Origin of the sequence: Agarivorans sp. Toyoura001 (assembly GCF_005405585.1) — a bacterium.
Lineage (GTDB): Bacteria > Pseudomonadota > Gammaproteobacteria > Enterobacterales > Celerinatantimonadaceae > Agarivorans.
In genome coordinates this window covers 1-24,185 of sequence record NZ_BJEQ01000025.1, presented here as the reverse complement: position 1 = coordinate 24,185, position 24,185 = coordinate 1, and the positions used below count along the sequence as shown (strand labels likewise).

The window sequence follows — 24,185 nt, the reverse complement described above, 5'->3', positions numbered from 1 at the left end:
TTCCATTACAACTTAAATGCGCCAACCTCTTTATGCAGTTTGTCGGCAATAGCATCTAATTCTGTGGCTCGCTGCGAACTACCCGCAGCCTGCTCCGCCAGCTCTAACGAAGCATCTTGAATACCTTGAGTATTCCTCCCCACTTCTTCCGTTACCGCGCGTTGTTCTTCAGCAGCGCTAGAAATTTGCGTCGCCATATCACTGATATGAGTAATCGAGTTAGTGATATTCTCTAACATCTCAGCCGCTTTCGTGGCTTCTTCAACGCTAATTTGCACTAACTGTTGGCTTTCATCCATGGTTTTAACGGTACTTTGGGTATTCCCCTGCAGCCGTTCTAACATCGCTTTGATTTCTTCGGTTGAGCTTTGGGTGCGTTGCGACAAGTTACGTACTTCATCGGCCACCACCGCAAAGCCTCGGCCTTGTTCACCAGCGCGAGCCGCTTCAATGGCTGCATTCAAGGCCAATAAATTTGTTTGCTCAGCAATGCCTTGAATGGTTGAAAGAATGTCGCTAATTTCTTGGGTATTACGCTCTAGTTCTTGTACCGTTTCAGCGGCGCCATCTAATTGCCCAGCCAAGCTATTTACCTGTTGCTGGTTGCGGCCTATTAGCACCTTACCTTGTTCACAAGAATCAGCTGATTCACGCGCAGCCTCAGCGGTTTGCTCGGCGTTATTAGCCACTTCATTTGCGGTTGCAGCCATTTCATTCACTGCGGTCGCTACCTGAGTAACTTCGCCCTGCTGACGTTCAATTTGAACATTCGAAGCAGAAGTAGAGCTATTGGTTAAAGCAGCGGCACGCTGCAAGCTGTCGGCATCTTCAGCGATTTCTTTCATTAGCTCATGTAGCTGATCGATAAACTTGTCGATACCCGCGGCAAGAGAGCCTATTTCATCATTACGGTTTAAATTGATTCGCTTGGTTAAATCTCCATCTCCCGATGATAGTTTTTCAATCGCCCCACCTAAAATCTCAATCGGTTTTAGCATTGCACTGATCACTTTGAGCATCACCACCGCAATAATAACAAATAGCACCACTGCAAAAATCATAGAGCTTTTCATCATGGCGCTTACCGGTGCCATCGCGATTTGTTTGTCATAGACAAACAACAAATACCAGTCAGTACCTTCAATCGGAGTAACGTTTACAAAGCTTTCTTTACCGCTAACCACCAAATCACTCATTTCTGATGAGCTTGCTTGAGCAGAAAAGAAACTCGCAGTAAATTGTTCCGACAGTTCACTGGCTTTTTTTAACACCAAATCTTTATCACTGTGGATAACCACTAAGCCCTCTTTATCAACGATAACCGGGTATACCTGCTCGCTGGCAAGGTTAAGTACCCGCTCGGTCACTACATCGAGACCTAAATCTCCTGCGTAAACTCCGCCACTAACCCTTTGCGCAACCGAAATAACCATTTGGCCAGAAGTAGCATCTACGTATGGGTCGGACACAAATGAACCATTAGTTTGCGCGCCTTTGTACCATGGGCGAGTGCGTGGGTCGTAACCATCGGGCAGCGTTTCATTAGGATCATGCATGGTCATTTTCCCTTCGCTACTACCGAAGTAAAAATAGATGAAATCCCCACTTTGCTTAGCTTGTACTAAATCTGCCACAAACCCTGCGGCTTTGGGATCTGACGCCATGCCTTTGGCAATCGCCAACTTTGAATCAAACCACAAACTTACTTGGTCAGTTGCCGCTTGTGCGAGTTGCTTGGCATCCCCAGCAATATCAATGCGGGTTTCTTGAGACAAAGTGCGAGCTTGAAACCAAGCCTGTACGCCACTCAATACTGCAAGTAAAATCAAAATAGTTAAGATTAAACGCTGTTTAATCGACATGTTTCCCATAAAAACCCCTCTTTTAGCTTCCCGCTTTTAATTACTTGCCATTGAAGATTGTTAGTTTAAATATGTGCTAGCATCTTGTTTGTATCTACTAACCCTATGTTACTAATTATGATTTATCTAAAAATTATCAGCACATTTTTGGTTTATTTGAGCTTAAGCTTTGCCGTAAAAGCCGCGGTTCAGGTAGAACAATTAGATTTTAACTCACTGTTACTCAACGATTGCCCACAATCTGTGGCCACTATCAGCGTTAGTAACTCAGCTAGCATTGCCCAGCAAAGTGGCTGGGGGGCTGAATTTTCGCAAATAGTCCAAGACAGTATTTTAGTGGCTAACCTTCCCTCTTTATTTATCGACGCTTCAAAGCAAAACTATAGTCATTCTGCGTTTCCTAACAAAAGCATCACGTTTAGCTCAAGCAGGTCAAAAACAAAGCGTTATAGCTACGCTTGGCATGAGAAAAGTTTTGAATGGCTTAGTGCTTACAGTTCAAACCAGAGTGACCTAGAACCGCCACCATTTTTTGCTTTAGCACGCTACCAACAACAAACCTTTGCTATAGCCAGCGTTAGCGTATACGAACCACAAGATTTGCTTAAAGTTTTAAACGATGATTTTGTAGTTAACCGCAGCCCTTTACTGTTGTTTTTGAACAGCAGTAAACCTGTCAACAATCAGCATATTTCGCAACTAAACAACATGGGGTTTCGCCTACATCAGCAACAAACACTATTACTTGCAAGCAAAGATCTTAATGTCTGTGATAGCGGCTTTCTAAATGAAAATGGCCAGCATCAGCTTGCTTGGTTGAAAGTTGACCTTAACCAGTGAGCCAGAAAAACAATAAACAACTGAGATAGCGATTCTGTTTAGCGCTTACTCGCCAAAACCAGCTAAAACTTGCTACAATCAAGCTTATATATACTCAAGCAATATCAAGCTCTTGTAACCAATGATAGACTTCTCTGATTTTTACCAATTAATTGCCAAAAACCGCTTAAAACACTGGCTGTATACACTCCCCGCTCAGCTTGGCGATTGGCAAAAAGAGCATGCTCATGGCGACTTTCCTCGCTGGCAGCGAGTGCTCAATAAACTCCCTCTGCAAACCACTAAACATATCGAGCTCAAAGATAAAGTGAGCATTGGTAAAGCTGAAGACATGCCCGCAGGTGAACGTAAAAAAGTAGAAAGTTTGCTACGTCACCTTCACCCTTGGCGCAAAGGCCCCTTCGATATTTACGGCATTCAGATAGATACCGAATGGCGTTCGGATTGGAAATGGGAACGTTTACGTAAACACATCTCCCCTTTAAAACACCGTTATGTGTTAGATGTGGGCTGCGGCAGCGGTTACCACATGTGGCGCATGCTTGGTGATGATGCAGAGTTTGTTGTCGGTATCGATCCATCAACCTTGTTCTTAATGCAATTTGAAGCCATTCGTAATTTTGCCAATAACGATCAACGCGTGCACTTATTGCCCTTAGGAATTCAAGAACTGCCTAAATTACGCGCCTTTGATACGGTGTTTTCTATGGGAGTACTTTATCATCGCCGCTCACCTATGGATCACCTCATTCAACTAAAAGAGCAACTGCATAAAGGCGGTGAACTGGTACTAGAAACACTGGTGGTAGATGGCGACGAAAACCAAGTACTGGTTCCAGCTGGGCGCTATGGAAAAATGCCAAACGTTTGGTTTTTGCCTAGCACTGCAGCCTTAAAACTTTGGCTCGAAAAAGTAGGCTTTATCGACGTACGCGTTGTCGACGTTGATTTAACCTCTACCGAAGAACAACGCAGTACATCGTGGATGACCCATGAGTCCTTAAACGACTACTTAGACCCAAACGACAAAAGCCAAACTGTAGAAGGTCTACCTGCTCCCAAACGTGCTGTTTTAATTGCAATTAATCCAGACTAAACAGTTTTCATACGCTATGCTAAAACAATTACTAAAACCGCAGTTATTACTTTTGCCTAATGGATTTGAACTATGAAAAAGCTTTCAATAATTTCATTGTCTCTAGCACTAAGTGCTTGTGCAAACCAACAAGCCTCTCAGCCCAACACCGAAACCCTAGAACAACTGTCTGCACTCTCTGCTCAGCAAACATCTGTATTGAGCCAATGTGAGTCAATCTCAGAACAATTAGCGGCTCAACAACAACGCTTTGACCAATTAGAAGAAAAAGTAGTGGCCATTGTACCAGCCCCGGTTTCTTCGAATAAAGCTACCGCGCCTAGTTGTAGCAAGCAGGCATCATACAAGTTAGGCAATAAAACTGTACTTGGTGAATCTGAATGGGTAAGCCTGCAAGGTCAAAAGCACGCTTTTCAAGCTCGTATAGATACTGGTGCAGCAACCTCATCATTAAATGCCACTGACATAGTAAAATTTGAGCGTGACGGTAAAAACTGGGTACGCTTTAATTTACGCCACAAAACCATTGATACCGACATTATTGTAGAGCGCCCAGTGATTAGAACCGCTGAAGTAACTCAAGCCTCTACCAACACTGTAGATAAACGCCCTGTGGTATCTATGTTAGTTAAACTTGGGCCTATTTCAGAAAAAGCCCAATTTACCCTTACCGACCGCAACCACCTAAGCTATCCGGTGTTACTAGGACGTAGCTTCCTGAAAGACATTAGCGTGGTTGATATAAGCCAAAAGTTCACACAAGCGAAGCCGACATTTAAGGATTAATGCCCATGAGTTCTCGCAGTATATTTTATTTCATCGTAACACTTTGCATGCTGATAGGAATAAGCATGACAATGTATCGCCACGTTCAATTTGAGGTGCCTTGGTTCCCTGGCGAAAAGCGCCAGATATGGTCCATTGAAGCCAAAGTTGAATTTGATGCTAACGGCGAAAGTGTAGAAACCGTACTTGCTTTGCCAATGACTCAACAGGGTTACACCCGTATTCATGAGTCGACCGCCTCGCTAGCCTATGGCTTATCTTTCGTTAACGATCAAGATAACCCTCGTGCAATATGGACCAAGCGAGAAGCCGAAGGCCATCAGGAGATGTACTATAAAGTAGATTTTTTGGTAGATCCTAAAGCAGCCGACATTTACCAGCCTCAAATGCCCGATACACCATTTGTTGAATACCCAGAACCTTATTTCACTGCAGCGAATCACTTAGCAAAACAAGCCGAAGGCTTATCTGCCGATGCATATAGCTTCACTCGTGAACTAATTAAAGCCTTAACGGGTGATACTGCAACAACCAACCAAAACACCGGGTTAATTTTAGATTACAAACCTAAAAACCGATTGGTGGTAGATCTACTCAACAACGCAGATGTACCGGCTCGAATTGTTAAAGGTTTGCAGCTAGAAGATGGTCGACGTCGCCAAAACATTACTGAATATATTCAAGTATTTAAAGACGAGAACGATTGGCAAATTTTCGACTTGAAAACGGGTATCCAAGGCCGACCTGAGAATACGCTTCTTTGGGAATACAATGGCAACAGCATGTTGGAAGTTGTTGGTGGTAAAGACTCTAAAGTGAGCTTCTCTATGCTACTGGTTGAGCAGAGTGCCCAATCGGCAGTCGCCCCCAAAATTAGCGAAGCTGACTTTCTGAATTTTTCCATTGATAGCCTACCGCTTGAAGAGCAAGCCTTGTTTAAAGGCATTTTACTGATCCCTATCGGGGTGCTGATTGTGGTGTTGCTTCGCGTATTGGTGGGATTAAAAACCTCTGGTACCTTTATGCCAGTGCTTATTGCTATGGCGTTTATGCAAACCTCATTAATGACCGGCTTAATTGGTTTCATTATTGTAGTGGGCACTGGTTTAGTGATTCGAGGCTACCTTTCCCACCTCAATTTGCTGCTAGTCTCGCGAATATCGGCAGTAATTATCACCGTGATTGGCATCATCTCAATCTTTAGTGTCATGAGCTTTAAAGTGGGACTCACCGAGGGTTTAAAAATCACCTTCTTCCCGATGATTATTCTTTCTTGGACCATTGAACGTATGTCAGTGTTATGGGAAGAAGAAGGCCCTAAAGAAGTGGTATTACAAGGTGGCGGTAGCTTACTGGTTGCTGTATTGGCCTTCTTAGCGATGAACAACGAATACGTTCGTCATTTAACCTTCAACTTTATGGGCGTTCAGTTCATTGTGTTGGGCATTATTTTGATTTTGGGTAACTACACGGGTTACCGCTTACTAGAACTTCGTCGCTTTCAACCATTAGCGAATAAGGAGGACTGATGTTTAATCAATTCACCAGTCCTTTTAAGCTGGCCCGCAAGGGCATCATGGGGATGAACCAGCGCAATACCGGCTACATTAGCCGGTACAACCCGCGTAAACTCTACCCTTTGGTGGATAACAAACTTAAAACCAAAATTATTGCCCAGCGCGATAATGTCACCATTCCAGCCTTAATTGGTGTGGTACGCACTCAGCACGATATTCAATCAATTATTCCGTTGCTACAAAAGCACTCCGGTTTTGTTATTAAACCGGCTAAAGGCTCTGGTGGTAAAGGCATTTTAGTTATTACTAAACAAGAGTCTGGGGTGTTTTTTAAACCTAGCGGCGCCCCCACTCATGAAGAAGACGTAAAACGCCATTGCTCTAATATATTGGCAGGTTTGTTTTCTTTAGGTGGTAGCCCTGATGTAGCGGTTATTGAAGCCTTAATAGAATTTGATGCCTGCTTTGAAGGTTTTAGCTTTGAAGGCGTACCTGATGTACGAGTAATCGTATTCCAAGGCTATCCAGTAATGGCAATGATGCGCCTGTCTACTGCCGCTTCAGACGGTAAAGCTAACCTCCACCAAGGCGCTGTGGGAGTTGGCATAGACATTGGAACCGGGCAAGCTTTACATGCTGTACAATTTGACCGACCGATAGAAAAACACCCTGATACAGATCGCCCGCTTAAAGAGTTAATTGTGCCTCATTGGCAGCGTTTGTTAGAGTTGGCGTCGAGTTGCTACGAGATGTCTGGAATGGGCTACTTGGGCACAGACATGGTGTTAGATAAATCTAACGGCCCTATGCTGCTAGAGCTAAATGCTCGACCGGGATTAGCCATTCAAATTGCGAATGGTGAAGGTATATTGCCACGCCTAAAGTTGGTAGAACAGCAAATCAGCGAAGGTATAAACCGCACCGCAGACGAGCGAGTCGAATTTAGTAAGAAAGAATTTTCTCGCTAAACGTCAGTAGATTCTAATTATCAAAAAAGCACCCCAAGGGGTGCTTTTTTATCATCCAAACAGCAACTAGTTCGAGTTAACTGTCTTCGTTATGCAACTCTAAACTCGCCACTTCTTCTTGAGCCTGTATCGCTTGCGCATCATTGTTGCGCAGCTGGTCCAAGTAATCCAAGTAATCTTGGTCAATGTCGTTTGTTACGTATTTGCCATTGAATACCGAGGTTTCGAAGGTTTGGATTTCAGGGTTACTTTGACGGCAAGCTTCAATCAAATCATCCAAATCTTGGAAGATCAAACCATCAGCGCCAATTAGCTGACAAATCTCATCTACTTCACGACCATGAGCCACTAACTCGTTTGCTGATGGCATATCAATACCATAAACATTAGGAAAACGAATCTCTGGTGAAGCAGAAGCAAAATAGACTTTGTTTGCGCCAGAATCACGGGCCATTTCAATAATCTGCTCAGATGTAGTACCACGTACGATGGAGTCATCAACCAGCAATACATTTTTGCCTCTGAACTCTACGTCAATAGCATTAAGCTTGCGGCGCACTGACTTACGGCGCTGGGTCTGCCCTGGCATAATGAACGTACGGCCAATATAACGGTTTTTAACAAAACCTTGGCGATAGGGTAAATCTAAGTGCATAGCAATTTGCAACGCTGTGTCACATGAAGTTTCTGGAATTGGAATCACTACATCGATATCTAGGTCGTCCCATTCGCGCGAAATTTTCTCACCAAGCTTGGTACCCATATTAACTCGCGCACCATATACCGAGATTTTATCGATAATAGAATCTGGACGAGCAAAATACACATATTCAAAAATACATGGGTTATGAGCAGGATTTTCAGCACATTGTTGAGTGAATAGCTGGCCATCTTCAGTAATATAAACAGCTTCGCCTGGCGCAACGCTGCGTACAAACTCAAAACCAACAGCATCTAAAGCAACACTCTCAGAAGCAACCATGTACTCCATTTTAGAGGCATCGTCGTCGCTCACTTTCTTGCCTAATACCAAAGGGCGAATACCGTTCGGGTCACGAAATGCCACTAAACCTTGGCCAATGATCAAGGCTGCCACAGCATAAGCACCGCGAACTTTCTTGTGCACTTCAGAGATAGCAGTGAATACTTGTTTCTCGCAAAGCTCATCTTGTACGATAAGGTCTAACTCGTGCGCTAATACATTAAGCAACACTTCAGAATCCGAAGTGGTGTTAATGTGGCGACGAGCGCGTTTAGCCATTTGCTCACGCAACTCTTTTGCATTGGTTAAGTTACCGTTATGCGCGAGAGCTAAACCAAATGGAGAGTTTACGTAGAAAGGTTGTGCCTCGGCAGCGCTAGAGCTACCGGCAGTTGGATAACGCACATGGCCAATACCTAAGTTGCCACGTAAACGCTGCATGTGTTTTACTTCAAACACATCTCTTACCAATCCGTTGGCTTTGCGTTGTTTAAACATGCCTTCGGTAATAGTAACGATACCCGCGGCGTCTTGACCACGATGCTGTATAACAGTTAGCGCATCATAAATCGCCTGGTTAACGGGACTAGCACCGACAATGCCGACAATACCACACATGAAGCTTTTCCTTATTAAGATTGGTAGTTATCTAAAAAACTAGAAGAATCTTTTAAAAACTCAAAAAACCACTGAACAATCACGGTGAACTCGGGAATCAATAATGAGCCCTTCCACCACGAAGATTCCGGAAATCCAGTAAACGACAATACAAATAGCATAGCGCTTACCACTAAAGCCCCTCGTATCGCACCAAAGCAAATACCCAGCACCCTATCGGTACCAGTAAGGCCGGTGGAATTAACCAGGTGACTAAACAAATAGTTGACTAAAGCGCCAAGCACTAAGGTGGCGACAAACAGCAGAACAATGGCCACGCCACTGCGATAATAGGGGTTTTCGATAAGAGTAAAATAACTAGATAGGTCGTGATAAAACTGACTGGCGATGAAAAAAGCCGCTACCCAAGAGACCAGCGACAGGGCTTCTTTAACGAAGCCGCGAACCAAGCTAATTAATGCCGACAATACTATTACGCCAATAATGACGTAGTCTACCCAAGCCATAAATTTTTCTACTTGTTGAAAAACGCTGCGAATTCTACCAGAAACAAATATAAATTGCGTCTATGTATTTTTTCATACTACTTAAATAAAGGGTCGAACTGGCGAATCGCGCCGCTCAAACCGGTTAACTCTTTGAGTTTTTCTTGCTGCTGCTCTAGCGTTTTTTTAGACACATTAGGTCCTACAAATACCCTATTTAACTCTCCTTCTACCGCTGGCTCTGGGAAAGAGTGGGCTTGAAAGCCTGCAGCTCGCAGTTTGGCTACAAGGCGGGTAACATTATTGGCGTTTTTAAAGGTGCCTAGCTGCACTACGTAAGCGGGTTTATCAAATTCCAGAGCTTGCTTTGTTGGTACAGGCTCTGAAGGAGTAGTAACTTCTTTGGGAATCTCATCATCACCAGCATCAAGGTCAGCAACATCTACTGCTTCTTGATCAGTAGGCAGCTCTAGAAGTAAGGGAGGCAAAGAATCAACCTTAGGCGCAAACGGAATAGAGTTGAACTCTTCTTCTACTCGCGTTTTTTTACCATCGAGAATGTCGGGAATGATAATCACACCTAAAGCGACCAAAATAATGGTGCCCACTAAGCGGTTTTTAAACTGTGCGGTCAATGTTGAGTCTCTGCTACTGATGAGATGCTGACAATTCTAATGTCTCTGCAACTGTAAAAAAAGAACCAAAGACAATTAACATCGAGTCATCGTCTAAACTGTTATGTGCGCTTGTATATGCTTCTGCTAACGTTGGGTACTTATAAACCCCCTTTGCAACTGATAGGCTCTGAGCCAGGGCGCTGCCATCATTGCCTCGAGGACCGCTCAAACCGCTAATATGCCAAGTATCCACCAAGGCTAAAAGAGGTTGTACCGTTGATGCCATATCTTTATCTCCTAACATGGCACATAGAGCGACAACTTTTCGTCCTTGAGCTAACTCGGGAAGCTGCGATGCTAAATATTCAGCAGATTGTGGATTGTGGGCAACATCGGCAATGACTAGCGGTTGCTGCGACAGTGTTTGCAAACGCCCAGCCAGCTGCCAGCTGCTAATAGCATCAGCCAATAAGCTAGGCTCAGGGCTAAGCTCAAGCTGCTCTAGCACTGCAATTACAGTTGCGGCATTAGATAAAGGTAAACGGGGATACGGCAGTGCGGAATACACCAAACGTTGACCTTCAAAACTCCAGGTGTTTTGTGAACGTAATATAGAGTATTCATGCCCCGCGGCAAGTTGTTGGCAATTAAGCTGCTTAGAGCATTCCAATACGCTACTTACTATAGCGGGGTCCCCAATGACTGCTTTACCATTGTTGCGAAAAATGCCCGCTTTTTCACGGCCTATTTGCTGAATATCACTGCCTAACCAATCAACATGATCAACAGCAACAGTTGTAACAACGCTAACATCAGGCTCTACGATATTGGTGGCGTCTAACCTTCCACCCAAGCCCACTTCTAGAATGACATAATCTAAAGAGCGTTGAGCAAACAACCAAATGGCTGCTAAAGTGCCAAATTCAAAATAACTTAAACTGGTTTCAGCACGTAGTTCCTCGATAGCTGCAAAAGAATCACAAAAATCACTAGCAGGGGGAAGTTCTCCATTAATTCTTACACGTTCGCGATAATCTAGAATATGTGGTGAACTATACACGCCCACCTTATAGCCCAGTGCTAACAAAATTTGCTCAAGCAAGGCACAAGTAGAGCCTTTGCCATTCGTACCAGCCACGGTAATAACGTTCGCATTTAGCTGGGTAAGCTGACCGGTTTGCGCCACTTTAGCGACTCGCTCTAGTCCTAGGTCTATCGCGCTATGGTGCTGGTTTTCTAAATAACAAAGCCAGTCTGCAAGAGACCGGCTTTGAGAAGGTTTGACAGTTGCCATGCTAGTCTTTGTCGTTAGCCGAAATGGCAGCCCCTAAGTCTTCATCCGAATCCACAGGTTCAACTACAACTTCCACTTCCGTTGTAACAATGCCCATCATCTTAGACGCCATGCCAGCAATACGGTCACGCATGTTGCGGCGGTCAATAATAATGTCGATGGCACCTTTTTCGAGCAGAAATTCGCTACGCTGGAAACCTTCAGGCAACTTTTCACGTACCGTTTGCTCAATAACGCGCGGACCAGCAAAACCAATCAAGGCTTTAGGCTCAGCAATGTTCACATCACCAAGCATAGCGAAACTGGCCGATACACCGCCCATGGTAGGGTCAGTTAATACAGAAAAATAAGGTAAGCCTTGCTCACGCATTTTAGCAAGTGCTGCAGAAGTCTTAGCCATTTGCATTAGCGAGAATAAGGCTTCTTGCATACGCGCACCGCCACTGGCAGAGAAACAAATCAAGGCACGCTTCTCAGCTAAACATTTTTCAACGGCAGCAACAAAACGAGCACCAACAACCGAGCCCATAGAACCGCCCATAAAAGCAAATTCAAAGGCACAAGCTACCACAGGTAAACCCTTTAGCTCGCCTTTCATTACGATTAACGCATCTTTTTCACCAGTGTTACGCTGCGCACTAGCAATGCGGTCTTTATATTTTTTGCTGTCTCTAAACTTGAGTTTGTCGCGCGGTTCTAAATCTGCCGCTAGCTCTTCGCGACCATCTTGGTCTAAGAAGGCTTCTAAGCGGTCACGAGCGGCAATACGCATGTGATGATCACACTTAGGGCAAACATTATGGTTACGTTCTACCTCTGCGCGGTACAAGGTTTGCTCACATGAAGCACACTTAGTCCACACACCTTCTGGAATATTACGTCGCTTACCAGAAGCACTTTTACTTTTCGGAAGAATTTTCTCTAACCAACTCATCGGGAACCTTACTTCTCAATAGGCGGTAAATCCGCCTTGATAACAGAATGCATTGAATGGCCGCAATTAAACCACAATTAGCCTCAATGTTTTAGATAAAACTGGTCTAACCCTTCATTATCGTACAGTTTTTTTTAACTTGCCGGCAAAAATAAAGGGCCAATTGGCAACTGCGGTATCTCAAATTCACTAGGGTAGTCTACTTGCACCATATACAAACCACCCGCTTTCGCCGTTGCTGCCGCTTTCGCGCGATCTTTTACCGCCAATAATTCGGCAATCCATTCAACTGGACGCTCTTTTTGTCCAACTTTAAGCAAACTGCCCACAATATTACGTACCATATGGTGAAGAAAAGCATTAGCCTTTACGTCAACCACAACATAGTCATTATATCGAGTCACGGTTAAGTGCTCGATTTTGCGTACCGGGCTTTTACTTTGGCAATGTAGCGCGCGAAAAGAAGTAAAGTCCTGTTCGCCAACGAACGATTGCCCTGCTTGCTCCATCAACGATATGTCTAATTCTTGATGATAAAAACTTAAGCCTTGCGCCAGAATAGCCGGCCTAAATCCGCCATTATAAATAATGTAACGATAACGACGGGCGGTAGCGCTAAACCTAGCGTGAAACTCATCACTCACTGGTTTGGCCCAACGAACTGCAATGTTATTAGGCATATTGGCATTTACGCCCAGTGTCCAAGCGGCCATTTTACGCTCAACCGGCGAATCAAAGTGCACCACTTGCCCCGTAGCATGAACACCGGCATCGGTTCTACCTGCGCACTGCACTTGAATAGGACTATTTGCCACAATAGACAAGCTAGCTTCTAGCTCTTGTTGAATAGACTGAACTTCTCGTTGACGTTGCCAACCAAAATAACCGGCACCATCATATTCGATGCCTAAGGCGATGCGCATAAACTACCATAGATAATTACAATAACGGCGTATGATAAAAAAAGCTGACCTGCTTGTCACCGCCTAATCAAAGCCAGTCTCATTTTATTCAAGCAAACAAAAAGGCAGTGACTCTCGTCACTGCCTTTTAAGCTTAAAATACACTGCGTGGGTTAGCTAAAACGCGCTAACAACTCCTCAGCCTCTTGTTTCAAGCTTTGGTCATCACTCACCATCACTTCTTGGAGAATTTTTTTAGCGCCGTCTTGGTCGTCTATCTCCAAGTAAGCACGGGCTAAATCAAGTTTTGATGCAAGTTCAGCGTTAATGTCTACATCTACCGGCTTATCTTGCGGCAATACATCAGGGAACGAATCCAACTCTACATCTAAGCTTGGGCTGTCATAAGGATCGGCTTCATCGTTAGCGTCTTCATCGGCATCGTTGAGTAGCATATCAATGTCAACAAACTCACGTTCTTCAATATCGCTGCGCGAAGGTAAATCTTCAGCATCACTTGGTTCTGCATTTTCGTTAAACGCTTCAGACCCAAAGCTAGCAAACATATTATCGATGTCATCATCTGAGACTTCATCTTCCTGCTCATCTGAATCAGTACTTTCTGCAGGTTCATTAACTTCAACAATCGGTTCCAATTCAAGTTCAGGCAGCTCAGCATCAAGCTTATCTGCTTCGGCACTTAACGCAGCAAGCTCGTCTATTTCTGGTTCTGCATCATCAACTAAAGTGGGGTCTTCGAGATCTAAATCGCCGAGGTCAACTAAGTCATCATCAAGATTAAAATCATCTAACTCAGAGTCTGTTTCAGGCTCTTCAGCGGCTAATTCAGGCTCTTCTAACTCACTTAACGCTTCTAGTTCAGCGGTTGCTTCATCAATATCCGCGACACTTTCATCTAAAGCAGTAAGCTCCTCTTCAACCACAACATCGGGTTCTTCACTTAAATCAGCAATCGGGTCTTCATCTAAATCACCCGACAAATCAATATTGTCTAAATCAAGTTTTTCCTTCTCGCTAACCTCTGAAAGCTCAGCTTCCATTTCTTGCTGCTGTTTTAATGCATCCTCGAAAGATAACTCTGCGGCCTCGTCAAGCTGCTCGGCGTCGTTAACGTCAAACAAATCTTGATCATCTTCCATACTAAGCGCAGCAGCTAAATCGTCTGCACTAATGATGGCGTCAGGATCTTCTTGAGCAGGCTCGTCTTCTTCAATAGAAGGCACTAAGTCATCAGATTCAAAAGCGTCTAAGGCCGCCATTTCACTATCATCTAGCGAGATTTCACTTGCTTGTTCTTCTTGGGCTGCAGCAAAGTCTTCGAAGCTAGCTTCTTCAATCTCCGGTTCTAAGTCATCAATATCATCTTCAAATACTTCAGGCTCAGGAGCAATGTCATCAACACTTAAATCTGGTTCGTCTTCAAAGTCGCTGTTTAAGTCCGGCGCTTGCTCATCTTCTGGATCTAAATTGTCACTAAAGAGCTGAGAAAACTCATCGTTTTCATCATCCATTAAGCTGACGGTTGATTCAGCCATTTCTTTATCTTGTTCTTCCAGCTCACGTTTAGCTTTGCGCCTGAATAACAAGGTAATCACTAAAGCAATTAACAAAATAGGAATGAAAATCGCTAAGCCAATGTTAAGCGGTGAAGAGAAAAAATCTGACGCTCCGTCTTTTTCCATCTCACTGGCTTCTACTTTAGGTTTCTCAAGCAGTTGCAAAATCTGAGTTTGGTTACGGCGGTTTTCATTTAGTTCTTCGCGAATACTGGCAAGTTCATCACTAAGTTCTTGAATACGCATTTTCATGCGGTGATTAACTTCAGCTAAGCCAACCATTTGCTGGCTAGATTCATCCATTTGCTCTTTTAGAACATCAAACTCTTGGCGCTTAAGCTGCTCAAGTTCGTCAATCCGCGTTTCTAAACGATCGCGTAGAGAGTCTAGATCTTGCTGAGTTTTCTCTAAGGCTTCTGAATTTAGCGCTGCTCGTGCTGGTGCAGCTGGCTTTGGCGTAAGTACTTTTGTGGTGGTGGTTGTGGTTGTTGCAGCCGCAGGTTGAGCAACCGTTGCGGTAACTGTCTTTTTAGGCGCTAAGGCTCTAACCGCTGTTTGGTGATTTATGGCTTGAGCTTCTTGAGTGGTAGGTAAGGTCAAGAAACTGCCATTAATAATCGAGTTGATATTCCCGTTATTAAAAGCTTGAGGATTCTTCTCTAAGATAGCGAACATCATTTGATAGACGCTAATAGAGCGGGATGGTCGATTTAAACTAGCAATGGCCCACAGCGTATCGTTACTGCGAACGGGTCCATAGACTTGTTGCTCTGGTTCACCAACTACTTCATCTGGCCCTACTAGCTCAACATAAAATGTTCCGCTGTCTTGAGCTAAGGCCGGATTGAAAGTTGTGAACGATAAAACAGCCGACAATGCAACGAGGGAAATCTTCCGCCCCATAGTTTTTCCTTGTGTTCTTCCTTTAGACTGAATAGCTTCAATCCATTGTTATTGTTTTAATATAACCAGCTAACAATCAGCGATCTAGCTAAACAGGCAACAGTTTACACATAGATCGCATTTTACTGCGCTTTTCCTCAACTAGAGTTATCGGCGCTTAGGTAATAATCTAAACCGCTAATTGGCTTAAATGTATTGTTTTATTAACGTTTCTGCGATTTGAGCCGCGTTTGCTACCACTCCAGATAAAGGATTGTTAGCCATTAAGCTTAGGTTTACACCGCTTTCCGTATTCGGGTTTTGGCGTAAACGGCTCAATACAACAGTATCGTTATTGGCGATATTGCTCACGGGTGTCACGATTTCGTCTTCAACGAGTTCGAAGGCGTCATGCTGACCCAACCATTCTTTTATACTCAGTAAATCTAATGAGTAAGTTCCATAAAGATGCAGCGCTAAGCTGTCGCCATAAAAAACAGGCACATGCTGAGCACTCACATTTAAGTTAAGTTCAGGCGTTTGTAACAACGCTTTGCATTGCTCGTTTAAATCAGCTTCAAACTTACTGACACCATTTAGTCCTTCGCCAGCTTCTTCTGGCAAAACATTAAAGGCCAGTTGCTGACTAAATAGCTTTGGTTCTACCGGCAAACCATTTAGCAAACGTGCTGTTTGGCCTGCCAGCTCATCTACACCCGGTTTGCCTTTATTGGCTGCACTAAGCATGGCGGTAACTTCGACCCGCTCTAATTCTACATCTTGTTGAATAATATGCAGTAATAAAGATAACTGACCTGCCAAGCTGATTGGACAATTTAACCAACGTTCGGTTAAACCTTCGGCAATTTGCTCTGGGTTGATGGCAGCGTGTACCCAGCTTAAGGCATTAACATTCGCGTTTACCATGTCAATAATCACACAGCCTAACTGGCGAGCTTGCTCTGCGATGTCTAATGCACTTTCATCAGTAGACAGTAGCCAAGCGACACTAATCTCAGACCAGTTGAGCATGTCTACTTCCGCAACATCAAGGGTTTCACCCTGCCACTTTAAGCTTCCCTCTTGATCTTCATCGCTGTCCTCATCATCTTGGGCATTAATATTCACTGGGAATATTTGTGCGGCAGGAAACTCGCGTTGCTCAAGCAAGGTTAACAATTGTTGGCTTTGCTCGCTCTCTGCGCCAATGATTGCCACATTATGAAACTGTTGCATTATGTATTCTCTTAAAGGTTAAAACCAAGCTGGCTAAGCACTGCTTGATTATGTTGATTAAGTACCTGCAATACCCTAAATTCACGGCGTTGCGGGTAAAACTTTCTAAGTTGGTCAAAGCCCTGTGGGGTTGAACCATGTAATCGAAATCGGCGGTCATCAGCAAAAATATCGTAAACCACCTGAGTAAGCTTGGTGAGCTGAGGTTGACTTACTTCTCCATTAAGGCTGATTTTTGAAAACTCAGCCTCGGGTAGTAAGTGCTCGCTTAAATCATTTTCTTTTAGCGCTAAGGCTTGGCACATTGCATGATAAACCATGCTGGTACCACGCATTTTCCCTTCTAGGCTATAACCTGCAATATGCGGGGTGGCAATAAAAGCATATTTTACCAAAGGCGTTAAAATAGTTGGCTCACCTTCCCATACATCTAAAATCAGCAGTGGGGCTTTCCCTTGCTCTGCTTGCTTTAGTAATGCTTGGTTATCTATTACCTCACCACGGCAGGCATTGAGTAATACTTGCTCTGGTTTTAGCTTGGCTAATACCGATGAATTGAACATATGGTAACTAGGGTGTTTACCGATTTTAGTCGAAGGCACATGCAAGCTAATCACATCGGCTTGCAGTACTTGCTCAAAGCTTACCGATTCCTCACATAAACCCTGCTCGGCTAACGGCGGATCATAAAGCATTACCTGCATGCCTATAGCTGCCGCTCGCTTTGCTACTTGGCTACCGGTGTTTCCCGCACCAACAATAGCAATAGTTTTACCTGCTAGTTGTTGTTGCTGATGTTCAGCAGCGGCTAATAGGGCAGTGACTACGTATTCACCAACCGCAATAGCATTACAGCCCGGCGCACTAGCAAAGGCAATCTTCTGCTGGCGCAAATAATCTTGGTCGATATGTTCGGTGCCGATAGTCGCAGTACCTACAAACTTGAGCTGATTCGCTTTTGCTAATAATTGAGGGCTTACCTTGGTGACAGAGCGCACTAACAGGGCATCTACGTTAATCAGTTGCTCAGCTTGCATGGTCCGGCCATCTACCGCTATCACATCCCCATGCTGGCTTAAGATCTCTTGAGCAAAGGGAATATTTTCGTCTACCACTATTTTCATTGATTGCGCTATTGGTAATCTGCTGACTTTTAAGGTCGGCAATCTTAACACGCGTAATAAATTCCATAAAAAAAAAGCTGCCCAAAGGCAGCTTTTTTCAAACAAAATTGACTTAGTCTTGGAAACGCTCGATTACAAGCGTGGCATTTGTGCCACCAAAACCAAAGCTATTAGACATTACACGGTTCAACTTAGCGCTTTTCGCTTCATTGGCAACAATGTTCAAGCCTTCTGCTTTTTCATCTAAGTTATTGATGTTAATGCTTGGGGCTACAAAGTCGTTTTCCATCATTAATAATGAGTAGATCGCCTCATGTACACCCGCCGCGCCTAGTGCATGGCCAGTCATCGCCTTGGTCGCACTAATTAGCGGGCTGTTGCCACCAAATACTTCTTGAATAGCGCCTAGCTCTTTTACGTCGCCTACTGGCGTAGAAGTACCGTGAGTATTCACGTAATCAATGTCACCGTTAAGGCCTTGCATAGCTTGGCGCATACAACGTACAGCGCCCTCGCCTGACGGAGCAACCATATCGTAGCCATCAGACGTCGCACCATAACCTACGATTTCACCGTAGATTTTTGCACCGCGAGCCAAAGCATGTTCTAGTTCTTCAACCACTACCATGCCGCCGCCGCCAGAAATAACAAAACCATCTCGGTCTGCATCGTAGGTACGCGAAGCGAGTTCAGGGTTGTCGTTGTATTTAGTCGACAAAGCACCCATAGCGTCAAATTCCATTGCCAATGTCCAGTGAAGTTCTTCACCGCCACCTGCAAATACCACATCTTGCTTGCCTAGTTGAATTAGCTCTAAAGCATGACCAATACAATGAGCACTGGTTGCACAAGCACTGCTAATAGAATAGTTAACACCCTTAATTTTAAACGGTGTGGCTAAACATGCTGAGGTAGTGCTCGACATTGTTCTTGGCACCATATACGGTCCCACGCGACGAACGCCTTTAGCGCGTAAAATATCTGCGGCTTCAACTTGGTTCTTTGAAGAAGCACCACCTGAACCTACCACCAAACCGGTACGTTCGTTTGATACTAGGTCTTCTGCAAGTTTTGCATCTTCAATAGCTTGCTGCATCGAAAGGTAAGAAAATGCCGCAGCATCGCCCATGAAGCGCATTGTTTTGCGATCAACATGTTCAGCAGGGGTCATTTTTAAATCACCCCATACTTGGCTGCGTAGATTTAGCTCGGCAAATTCAGGTGAATGGGTAATTCCCGATTTACCTGCTTGTAAGGATGCTAATACTTCTTCTTTATTGTTACCGATACTAGATATAATGCCTAGCCCGGTGATAACTGCTCTTTTCATCAGATGGTCTCACGGGTTGTATTTGCTGCTATGTTACCGATTTTGCAGCCTAATCTGGTCGGATGAGAGTACACGTGTACGCTTAAATTTTCTAGTAAAACTCGAGGTTAAATTTTGTCTTCATCGGATAATGTGAATAACACCACAACCGCCACCGTTCATTGGAATCCCGAAGGTACGCCAGTAGCGACCAATTATGATGACGTTTATTTCTCCGTAGATAACGGTTTAGCTGAAACACGTTATGTATTTATTGAACAAAATCAACTCTCTGAGCGCTGGAATAGCCATAAGCAAGCCAGCTACGTTATTGCCGAAACGGGCTTTGGTACTGGCTTAAACTTTTTAGCTACTTGGCAACACTACCAACAATTTTTAGTCGAACACGCTGATACCGAACTAAAACGACTACATTTTATTAGCTTTGAAAAGCACCCTTTAGCACTAAGGGATCTAAGCCAAGCCCTCTCTCAGTGGACTGAGCTTATGCCTTTTAGCCAGCAACTGCTGTTACGCTATCCAAAGATTATGACGCCTGGATGTCATCGTATTGAGTTTAGCACTCCAGTGCCCATCACCTTAGATATTTGGATTGGTGATGTACACGCTAACTTGCCAGAAGTCCCGAACGTAAAAGGTGGTTTAGTACATAGCTGGTTTTTAGATGGCTTCGCACCAAGTAAAAATCCCGATATGTGGTCTCAGCAATTGTTTAATGGCATGGCCAGAATTTCGGCCGACAATGCCAGCTTGGCTACTTTTACCGCGGCAGGCTTTGTTCGCAGGGGCTTAATTGACGCCGGTTTTGCCACCGAAAAAGCCAAAGGCTTCGGCCGAAAGCGTGATATGTTAGTGGGGAGCTATCAAGCTACTGCCCCGGAGTATGAGCAGCAAAGTCATTTATATTCACGACAAAGTATCAGCCGTGGCGAAGATATGGCCATTATCGGCGCGGGTATTGCCGGCGCAAGTCTAGCTTATGCCTTGGTTAAGCGCGGTGTAAAAGTCAGCCTCTACGAAAAAAATGGTGCAGCTGCATTAGAGGCGTCAGGCAACCGACAAGGTGCGGTGTATCCCTTATTAAGCCCAAACCAGCCAAACGTGAGTGACTTTTTTCAGCATGCTTTTAACTACCATAGTCAGATAATGGGGCAATTAGACCAGCAAGGTTTAACCGTAGAGCATGAATACTGTGGGTTAATTCAACTAGGCTACGATGAAAAATCACTGAAGAAAAACCACAATATTATCCAAGCAAATTATCCTAAAGAGCTGGTTTACCCGGTGTCAGCTGAGCAAGCCTCAACCATAGCAGGGGTAAACCTCGAGAGCGAAGCCTTGTATTACCCTTTAGCGGGCTGGATAAATGCCAAGCAGTGCGTGCAAACCTTGCTAGAGTCTGCCGAGCAGTCGGGTTTATTAACTATTCATTATGACCATGAACTAACTGCATTTAAGCAAGATGATAAATGCTGTGTGTTAAGTTTTGGCGACGTAAATAAAATTCACGACAACATCGCTTTTTGCCACTCTCACCGCCTACTTAACTTGCCGCAAACCGAGCAACTTCCGCTAACGCCAGTACGTGGCCAAGTAAGTCATATCAACACCAATTCGCAATTAAGTAAACTCACTACCGTATTATGCTATGAAGGTTATCTCACCCCGGCTAGCCACCATCAACACTGTATTGGAGCGAGTTATGTGCGTAACAATCTAAATGTTGAAATGGATGCCAAGGAAGCCGAAGACAACTTAGCCGCGCTGCGTAAATGTCAGCCTCAGGCTTGGAATAACGAGATGCAACTGGCTGAGTTACCAGGTCGAGCCGCCACTCGCTGTGCCGTTAGAGATCACTTTCCAATTCTAGGGCAAGTGCCCAAAATAGAGGAAATATACAGGGAGGGTTATCAACAAAACTGGCAGCAACAAACGCCACCTTATTACCAACGTTGTTTTATGGCAGTAGGTTTCGGCTCAAGAGGGATCACCAGCGCACCTTTTGCCAGCGAAATATTGGCAGCTCAGCTTTGCGGTGAACCTCTGCCACTTAAGCAATCCACTTTGAGTAGTTTACATCCGCATCGCTTTTGGAATAGGCGCTTAGTGAAAAAGCGCCCATTAGAATTAAGGTATCGTTAGCCCTAAAGATTCACCATAACGGGTTTGGCGCTGGTAGGTTCGCACTTTTTGCTGAGCACTCGCCAGTGCCGCCCTGCCCTTGGCATTAATTAGCGCTTCTAGCTTATCGCACTCGGCCGCGTTTAAACCTCGTGTCTGTTGTACAAAGCGATCAACGCTTTGCTCAATTAATAAGGTGATTTTTTGATGGTATTGCTGAGCAGCAGCAATATAGCTGATCCAAGATTGCTGTACAGCAAAGTCAGCTTTACTTTGACTAATCCAACGAGGCATCACTAAATCGGCACTCAACTGTAAATCTGGCTGCAACGCTTCACAGCGATCATTACGAATCTGTACTTTTGGCGTCCAACTAAGGTGATATTCCGCAGCAATGCTGTATCGATTCCCCCGTTTTTTAGGGCCTTGTGCTTGTATTTGACTACGCAGCTGATTTAAGTCGTGAGCGCTAACATCATAATATTCTATTCTACTCTGCACCGAGGCAGACTGAGCGCATACCGAAAACAGTACGCAGGCAGCCACTACTCCTTGCCTGATCCATCTAGCTAGTTCCACTTTAGATCCTCTAAATCGTCCATTTCCGTTTTTTTAGCAACTAAGCAAATTTTTATTCGCTTTCTAGTTTGACATTACAGCTTATCAGACTACGCGTACTATTTTGAAACTTTAACGAATAATCAATTACTTCTCGACTAAACTTATCTTTACAGCTGATAGCGAAGTGGTTTTTGTGAAACACCTCAAAGTGCCGCAAGCTTAATTGTAATTTTTATCATTTCCTGCTTAGCAAGCCAGCCATTTGGCTTCATACTGTCAGCGAACAAGGAGAGTTAATAGTAAATTATGTCGTTACCAATTCTTATTTGCGATGACTCTAACCTCGCAAGAAAACAAATGGCTCGCAGCCTCCCTCCCGGATGGGACGTAGAAATCAGCTTTGCTAAAAATGGCCAAGAGGGCGTGGACTTAATCCGCGCAGGTAAAGGGGATGTGGTATTTCTCGATCTCAATATGCCAGTGATGGATGGTTATGAAGTACTAGAAGAAGTTCAGAAGAATGATCTACCCGCGTTAATCATAGTTGTATCTGGAGACGTTCAGCCCGAAGCTTACAACCGTGTAAAACAACTTGGCGCTCTGGATTTCATTAAAAAACCCACCAACAAAGCCAAAATTGGCGAGATATTAGTGGCCTATGGCATTGTTGAGTCTCAACAACTGCTCGAATTAGAAAATGATTTAGCTGCGCTAGATAAAATGCCAGCGCCCGCTAACGATACTTTATCGCCTAAAATTGTCGATTTTCGCGACCATTATCAAGAGATTGCCAATGTGGCAATGGGTCGTGCGGCAGATTTACTGGCACGCTTACTTGATACCTTCATCGTACTACCGATCCCCAATGTTAATATTCTGGAAACCAGTGAATTGCATATGGCCTTAAGCTCGGTAGAAGAGAACGAGGAAATGTCTGCCGTCTGCCAAGGTTTTATAGGCTCAGGCATTGCCGGCGAAGCGTTATTGTTATTTCACGATTCCAGCTTTGCCGATATGTCTAAGTTGATGAAGTACAAAGGTGAGATGGATGACAACGGCCAGTTAGAAGTATTAATGGACATTGCCAATATCTTAATCGGCGCTTGCTTAAAAGGCGTGTCTGATCAGCTAGATGTAGGCTTTTCTCAAGGCCATCCGGTAGTGTTAGGTCAGCACTGTAATATTGGCGATTTAATTAGTAACAATACCCATCGTTGGCAAAAAACTTTAGCAATAGAAATCAACTACACTATTGAAAAGCATAACATTCAATGTGATCTGCTATTACTGATTACCGAAGATTCGTTGCCGACCCTTAATAACAAAATTTCATATTTATTTGAGCATCATGAGCCAACACCAAAATGAGATGAACGAGTTCCACTGGATGCTCGACATGATACAAACTATCGATGTCGGCTTGGTGGTGCTTGATAAAGATTACAATGTGCAGGTTTGGAACAACTTTATGGAAACCCATAGTGGTTTGCGCCCCGACCAAGCTCAGGGGAAAGAGTTGTTTACCCTATTCCCCAACCTGCCTGAAGATTGGTTACGCCATAAAATGGACTCGGTGTTTTTTCTAAAAAACAGAGCCTTTACCACTTGGGAGCAACGCCCCCACGTATTTCCATTTAAAAACTATCGGCCAATCACTGGTACCGTTGATTTCATGTACCAGAACATCACCATTATTCCGCTAACCTCGTTAACCGGCATTGTGACTCACATTAGTTTGATTATTTACGATGTGACCGATAACGCAGTGAATAAACTTGAGGCACATAAAGTAAACGAAGAGCTGAAAGTGCTCAGTCGCACCGACAAACTCACGCAGCTATATAATAGAGGCTATTGGCAAGACAGGTTGGACCAAGAGTTTAATCGCTTTGTTCGCAGCACAGCACCAAGTTCGTTAGTCATGTTTGATATCGACCACTTTAAAAAAGTTAACGATACCTATGGCCACCCTGCTGGCGACAAAATTATTACCTTAGTGGGTGATACCTTACGAAAAGTAATGCGTAAAACCGATATAGCCGGCCGCTACGGCGGAGAGGAATTCGGGGTAATATTAACTGACACCGACGCTGAGCACGCCAAGATATTTTGCGAGCGAATACGTTCCGCAATAGAGGATTTAAAACCGGTTGTTGGTGGCACTGAGATTCCCTTTACCGTTAGCCTTGGTATCGCAGAACTTGACGACCAAACTGCAAGTGCGAAAGATTGGTTAGCAAATACCGACCAAGCCTTGTATCAAAGCAAGCATAACGGGCGTAATCAAACCAGCTTGTTTCAACATAAGGTAGATTAAAGCCAAATAGCATGACCCGTCCTAAAATAGGTTGACGGTTTTTAGGCCAGCTCCAGTAGCTGGCCTTTTCTATTATGCACCTGATTGGGCGTTTCCATATTTAAACTCAGGTGCGGTCTCATCGTGTTGTATATCG

The 24,185-nt window shown here is 44.2% G+C and carries 20 protein-coding genes; 8 read left to right on the top strand and 12 right to left on the bottom strand.

Features of this window, described 5'->3' with window-relative positions; genetic code table 11:
- Positions 1 to 5: 5 nt before the first annotated feature.
- Positions 6 to 1,871 (bottom strand): methyl-accepting chemotaxis protein, encoded by a 1,866-nt coding sequence (locus tag FFR00_RS20090; protein WP_137675207.1) that lies wholly within the window; start codon positions 1,869 to 1,871, stop codon positions 6 to 8.
- Positions 1,872 to 1,979: 108 nt separating this feature from the next.
- Between FFR00_RS20090 and FFR00_RS20085 the strand changes: the two genes are divergently transcribed.
- The 5 genes from FFR00_RS20085 (at position 1,980) to FFR00_RS20065 (ending at position 7,069) form a co-directional block, all read left to right on the top strand.
- A complete protein-coding gene (locus FFR00_RS20085; protein WP_137675206.1) occupies positions 1,980 to 2,702 on the top strand; it encodes a hypothetical protein in 723 nt (240 codons plus the stop codon).
- Between the two features lie 121 nt (positions 2,703 to 2,823).
- A complete protein-coding gene (gene cmoB, locus FFR00_RS20080) occupies positions 2,824 to 3,798 on the top strand; it encodes a tRNA 5-methoxyuridine(34)/uridine 5-oxyacetic acid(34) synthase CmoB (RefSeq protein ID WP_137675205.1) in 975 nt (324 codons plus the stop codon).
- A 72-nt stretch (positions 3,799 to 3,870) separates the two neighbouring features.
- Complete coding sequence (locus FFR00_RS20075; protein WP_137675204.1) at positions 3,871 to 4,584, top strand: ATP-dependent zinc protease; 714 nt, start codon at positions 3,871 to 3,873, stop codon at positions 4,582 to 4,584.
- 5 nt (positions 4,585 to 4,589) lie between these two features.
- A complete protein-coding gene (locus FFR00_RS20070; RefSeq protein WP_161985214.1) occupies positions 4,590 to 6,113 on the top strand; it encodes an inactive transglutaminase family protein in 1,524 nt (507 codons plus the stop codon).
- Positions 6,113 to 7,069, top strand: a complete 957-nt coding sequence (locus tag FFR00_RS20065; RefSeq protein WP_137675202.1) for an alpha-L-glutamate ligase-like protein — start codon at positions 6,113 to 6,115, stop codon at positions 7,067 to 7,069. The genes FFR00_RS20070 and FFR00_RS20065 overlap by 1 nt, the downstream gene beginning before the upstream one ends.
- A 76-nt stretch (positions 7,070 to 7,145) precedes the next feature.
- Here FFR00_RS20065 and purF read toward each other — a convergent pair whose 3' ends face one another.
- From purF to fabB, 10 genes are all read right to left on the bottom strand, one after another.
- Complete coding sequence (gene purF / locus FFR00_RS20060; protein WP_137675201.1) at positions 7,146 to 8,669, bottom strand: amidophosphoribosyltransferase; 1,524 nt, start codon at positions 8,667 to 8,669, stop codon at positions 7,146 to 7,148.
- A gap of 14 nt (positions 8,670 to 8,683) precedes the next feature.
- Positions 8,684 to 9,175: a CvpA family protein gene (locus tag FFR00_RS20055; RefSeq protein ID WP_137675200.1), complete on the bottom strand. Its 492-nt coding sequence runs from the start codon at positions 9,173 to 9,175 to the stop codon at positions 8,684 to 8,686.
- A gap of 77 nt (positions 9,176 to 9,252) precedes the next feature.
- Positions 9,253 to 9,789 (bottom strand): SPOR domain-containing protein, encoded by a 537-nt coding sequence (locus FFR00_RS20050; RefSeq protein WP_137675199.1) that lies wholly within the window; start codon positions 9,787 to 9,789, stop codon positions 9,253 to 9,255.
- A gap of 13 nt (positions 9,790 to 9,802) precedes the next feature.
- Positions 9,803 to 11,065, bottom strand: a complete 1,263-nt coding sequence (folC, locus tag FFR00_RS20045) for a bifunctional tetrahydrofolate synthase/dihydrofolate synthase (RefSeq protein WP_137675198.1) — start codon at positions 11,063 to 11,065, stop codon at positions 9,803 to 9,805.
- A 1-nt stretch (position 11,066) separates the two neighbouring features.
- Entirely contained in the window at positions 11,067 to 11,999 is a 933-nt protein-coding gene (gene accD / locus FFR00_RS20040) for an acetyl-CoA carboxylase, carboxyltransferase subunit beta (protein WP_137675197.1), read from the bottom strand.
- Positions 12,000 to 12,133: 134 nt separating this feature from the next.
- Complete coding sequence (gene truA / locus FFR00_RS20035; RefSeq protein ID WP_137675196.1) at positions 12,134 to 12,922, bottom strand: tRNA pseudouridine(38-40) synthase TruA; 789 nt, start codon at positions 12,920 to 12,922, stop codon at positions 12,134 to 12,136.
- A 152-nt stretch (positions 12,923 to 13,074) separates the two neighbouring features.
- Positions 13,075 to 15,381, bottom strand: a complete 2,307-nt coding sequence (locus FFR00_RS20030; RefSeq protein ID WP_137675195.1) for a FimV/HubP family polar landmark protein — start codon at positions 15,379 to 15,381, stop codon at positions 13,075 to 13,077.
- Positions 15,382 to 15,567: 186 nt separating this feature from the next.
- Positions 15,568 to 16,596: an Asd/ArgC dimerization domain-containing protein gene (locus FFR00_RS20025; RefSeq protein WP_137675194.1), complete on the bottom strand. Its 1,029-nt coding sequence runs from the start codon at positions 16,594 to 16,596 to the stop codon at positions 15,568 to 15,570.
- A gap of 11 nt (positions 16,597 to 16,607) precedes the next feature.
- Positions 16,608 to 17,720: a 4-phosphoerythronate dehydrogenase gene (locus tag FFR00_RS20020; protein WP_137675193.1), complete on the bottom strand. Its 1,113-nt coding sequence runs from the start codon at positions 17,718 to 17,720 to the stop codon at positions 16,608 to 16,610.
- A gap of 112 nt (positions 17,721 to 17,832) precedes the next feature.
- Entirely contained in the window at positions 17,833 to 19,050 is a 1,218-nt protein-coding gene (fabB, locus tag FFR00_RS20015; protein WP_137675192.1) for a beta-ketoacyl-ACP synthase I, read from the bottom strand.
- Positions 19,051 to 19,164: 114 nt separating this feature from the next.
- Here fabB and mnmC point away from each other — a divergent pair, with 114 nt between their 5' ends.
- Positions 19,165 to 21,192 (top strand): bifunctional tRNA (5-methylaminomethyl-2-thiouridine)(34)-methyltransferase MnmD/FAD-dependent 5-carboxymethylaminomethyl-2-thiouridine(34) oxidoreductase MnmC, encoded by a 2,028-nt coding sequence (gene mnmC / locus FFR00_RS20010; protein ID WP_161985213.1) that lies wholly within the window; start codon positions 19,165 to 19,167, stop codon positions 21,190 to 21,192.
- Here mnmC and FFR00_RS20005 read toward each other — a convergent pair.
- Entirely contained in the window at positions 21,178 to 21,750 is a 573-nt protein-coding gene (locus tag FFR00_RS20005) for a DUF922 domain-containing protein (RefSeq protein WP_137675190.1), read from the bottom strand. The genes mnmC and FFR00_RS20005 overlap by 15 nt on opposite strands.
- A gap of 288 nt (positions 21,751 to 22,038) precedes the next feature.
- Here FFR00_RS20005 and FFR00_RS20000 point away from each other — a divergent pair, with 288 nt between their 5' ends.
- Both FFR00_RS20000 and FFR00_RS19995 read left to right on the top strand, forming a co-directional pair.
- Positions 22,039 to 23,100 (top strand): response regulator, encoded by a 1,062-nt coding sequence (locus FFR00_RS20000; protein ID WP_137675189.1) that lies wholly within the window; start codon positions 22,039 to 22,041, stop codon positions 23,098 to 23,100.
- The gene (locus tag FFR00_RS19995; protein WP_137675188.1) at positions 23,081 to 24,049 is read left to right on the top strand and encodes a GGDEF domain-containing protein; all 969 of its coding nucleotides are present in this window, start codon (positions 23,081 to 23,083) and stop codon (positions 24,047 to 24,049) included. Before FFR00_RS20000 ends, FFR00_RS19995 begins: the two co-directional genes overlap by 20 nt.
- Positions 24,050 to 24,185: the final 136 nt, after the last annotated feature.

Bases quoted from the DNA above. Each gene is read 5' to 3' on its own strand.
- FFR00_RS20090 (WP_137675207.1), bottom strand. From the start codon at position 1,871: ATGGGAAACATGTCGATTAAACAGCGTTTAATCTTAACTATTTTGATT.
- FFR00_RS20085 (WP_137675206.1), top strand. From the start codon at position 1,980: ATGATTTATCTAAAAATTATCAGCACATTTTTGGTTTATTTGAGCTTA.
- cmoB (WP_137675205.1), top strand. From the start codon at position 2,824: ATGATAGACTTCTCTGATTTTTACCAATTAATTGCCAAAAACCGCTTA.
- FFR00_RS20075 (WP_137675204.1), top strand. From the start codon at position 3,871: ATGAAAAAGCTTTCAATAATTTCATTGTCTCTAGCACTAAGTGCTTGT.
- FFR00_RS20070 (WP_161985214.1), top strand. From the start codon at position 4,590: ATGAGTTCTCGCAGTATATTTTATTTCATCGTAACACTTTGCATGCTG.
- FFR00_RS20065 (WP_137675202.1), top strand. From the start codon at position 6,113: ATGTTTAATCAATTCACCAGTCCTTTTAAGCTGGCCCGCAAGGGCATC.
- purF (WP_137675201.1), bottom strand. From the start codon at position 8,669: ATGTGTGGTATTGTCGGCATTGTCGGTGCTAGTCCCGTTAACCAGGCG.
- FFR00_RS20055 (WP_137675200.1), bottom strand. From the start codon at position 9,175: ATGGCTTGGGTAGACTACGTCATTATTGGCGTAATAGTATTGTCGGCA.
- folC (WP_137675198.1), bottom strand. From the start codon at position 11,065: ATGGCAACTGTCAAACCTTCTCAAAGCCGGTCTCTTGCAGACTGGCTT.
- accD (WP_137675197.1), bottom strand. From the start codon at position 11,999: ATGAGTTGGTTAGAGAAAATTCTTCCGAAAAGTAAAAGTGCTTCTGGT.
- truA (WP_137675196.1), bottom strand. From the start codon at position 12,922: ATGCGCATCGCCTTAGGCATCGAATATGATGGTGCCGGTTATTTTGGT.
- FFR00_RS20030 (WP_137675195.1), bottom strand. From the start codon at position 15,381: ATGGGGCGGAAGATTTCCCTCGTTGCATTGTCGGCTGTTTTATCGTTC.
- FFR00_RS20025 (WP_137675194.1), bottom strand. From the start codon at position 16,596: ATGCAACAGTTTCATAATGTGGCAATCATTGGCGCAGAGAGCGAGCAA.
- FFR00_RS20020 (WP_137675193.1), bottom strand. From the start codon at position 17,720: ATGAAAATAGTGGTAGACGAAAATATTCCCTTTGCTCAAGAGATCTTA.
- fabB (WP_137675192.1), bottom strand. From the start codon at position 19,050: ATGAAAAGAGCAGTTATCACCGGGCTAGGCATTATATCTAGTATCGGT.
- FFR00_RS20000 (WP_137675189.1), top strand. From the start codon at position 22,039: ATGTCGTTACCAATTCTTATTTGCGATGACTCTAACCTCGCAAGAAAA.
- FFR00_RS19995 (WP_137675188.1), top strand. From the start codon at position 23,081: ATGAGCCAACACCAAAATGAGATGAACGAGTTCCACTGGATGCTCGAC.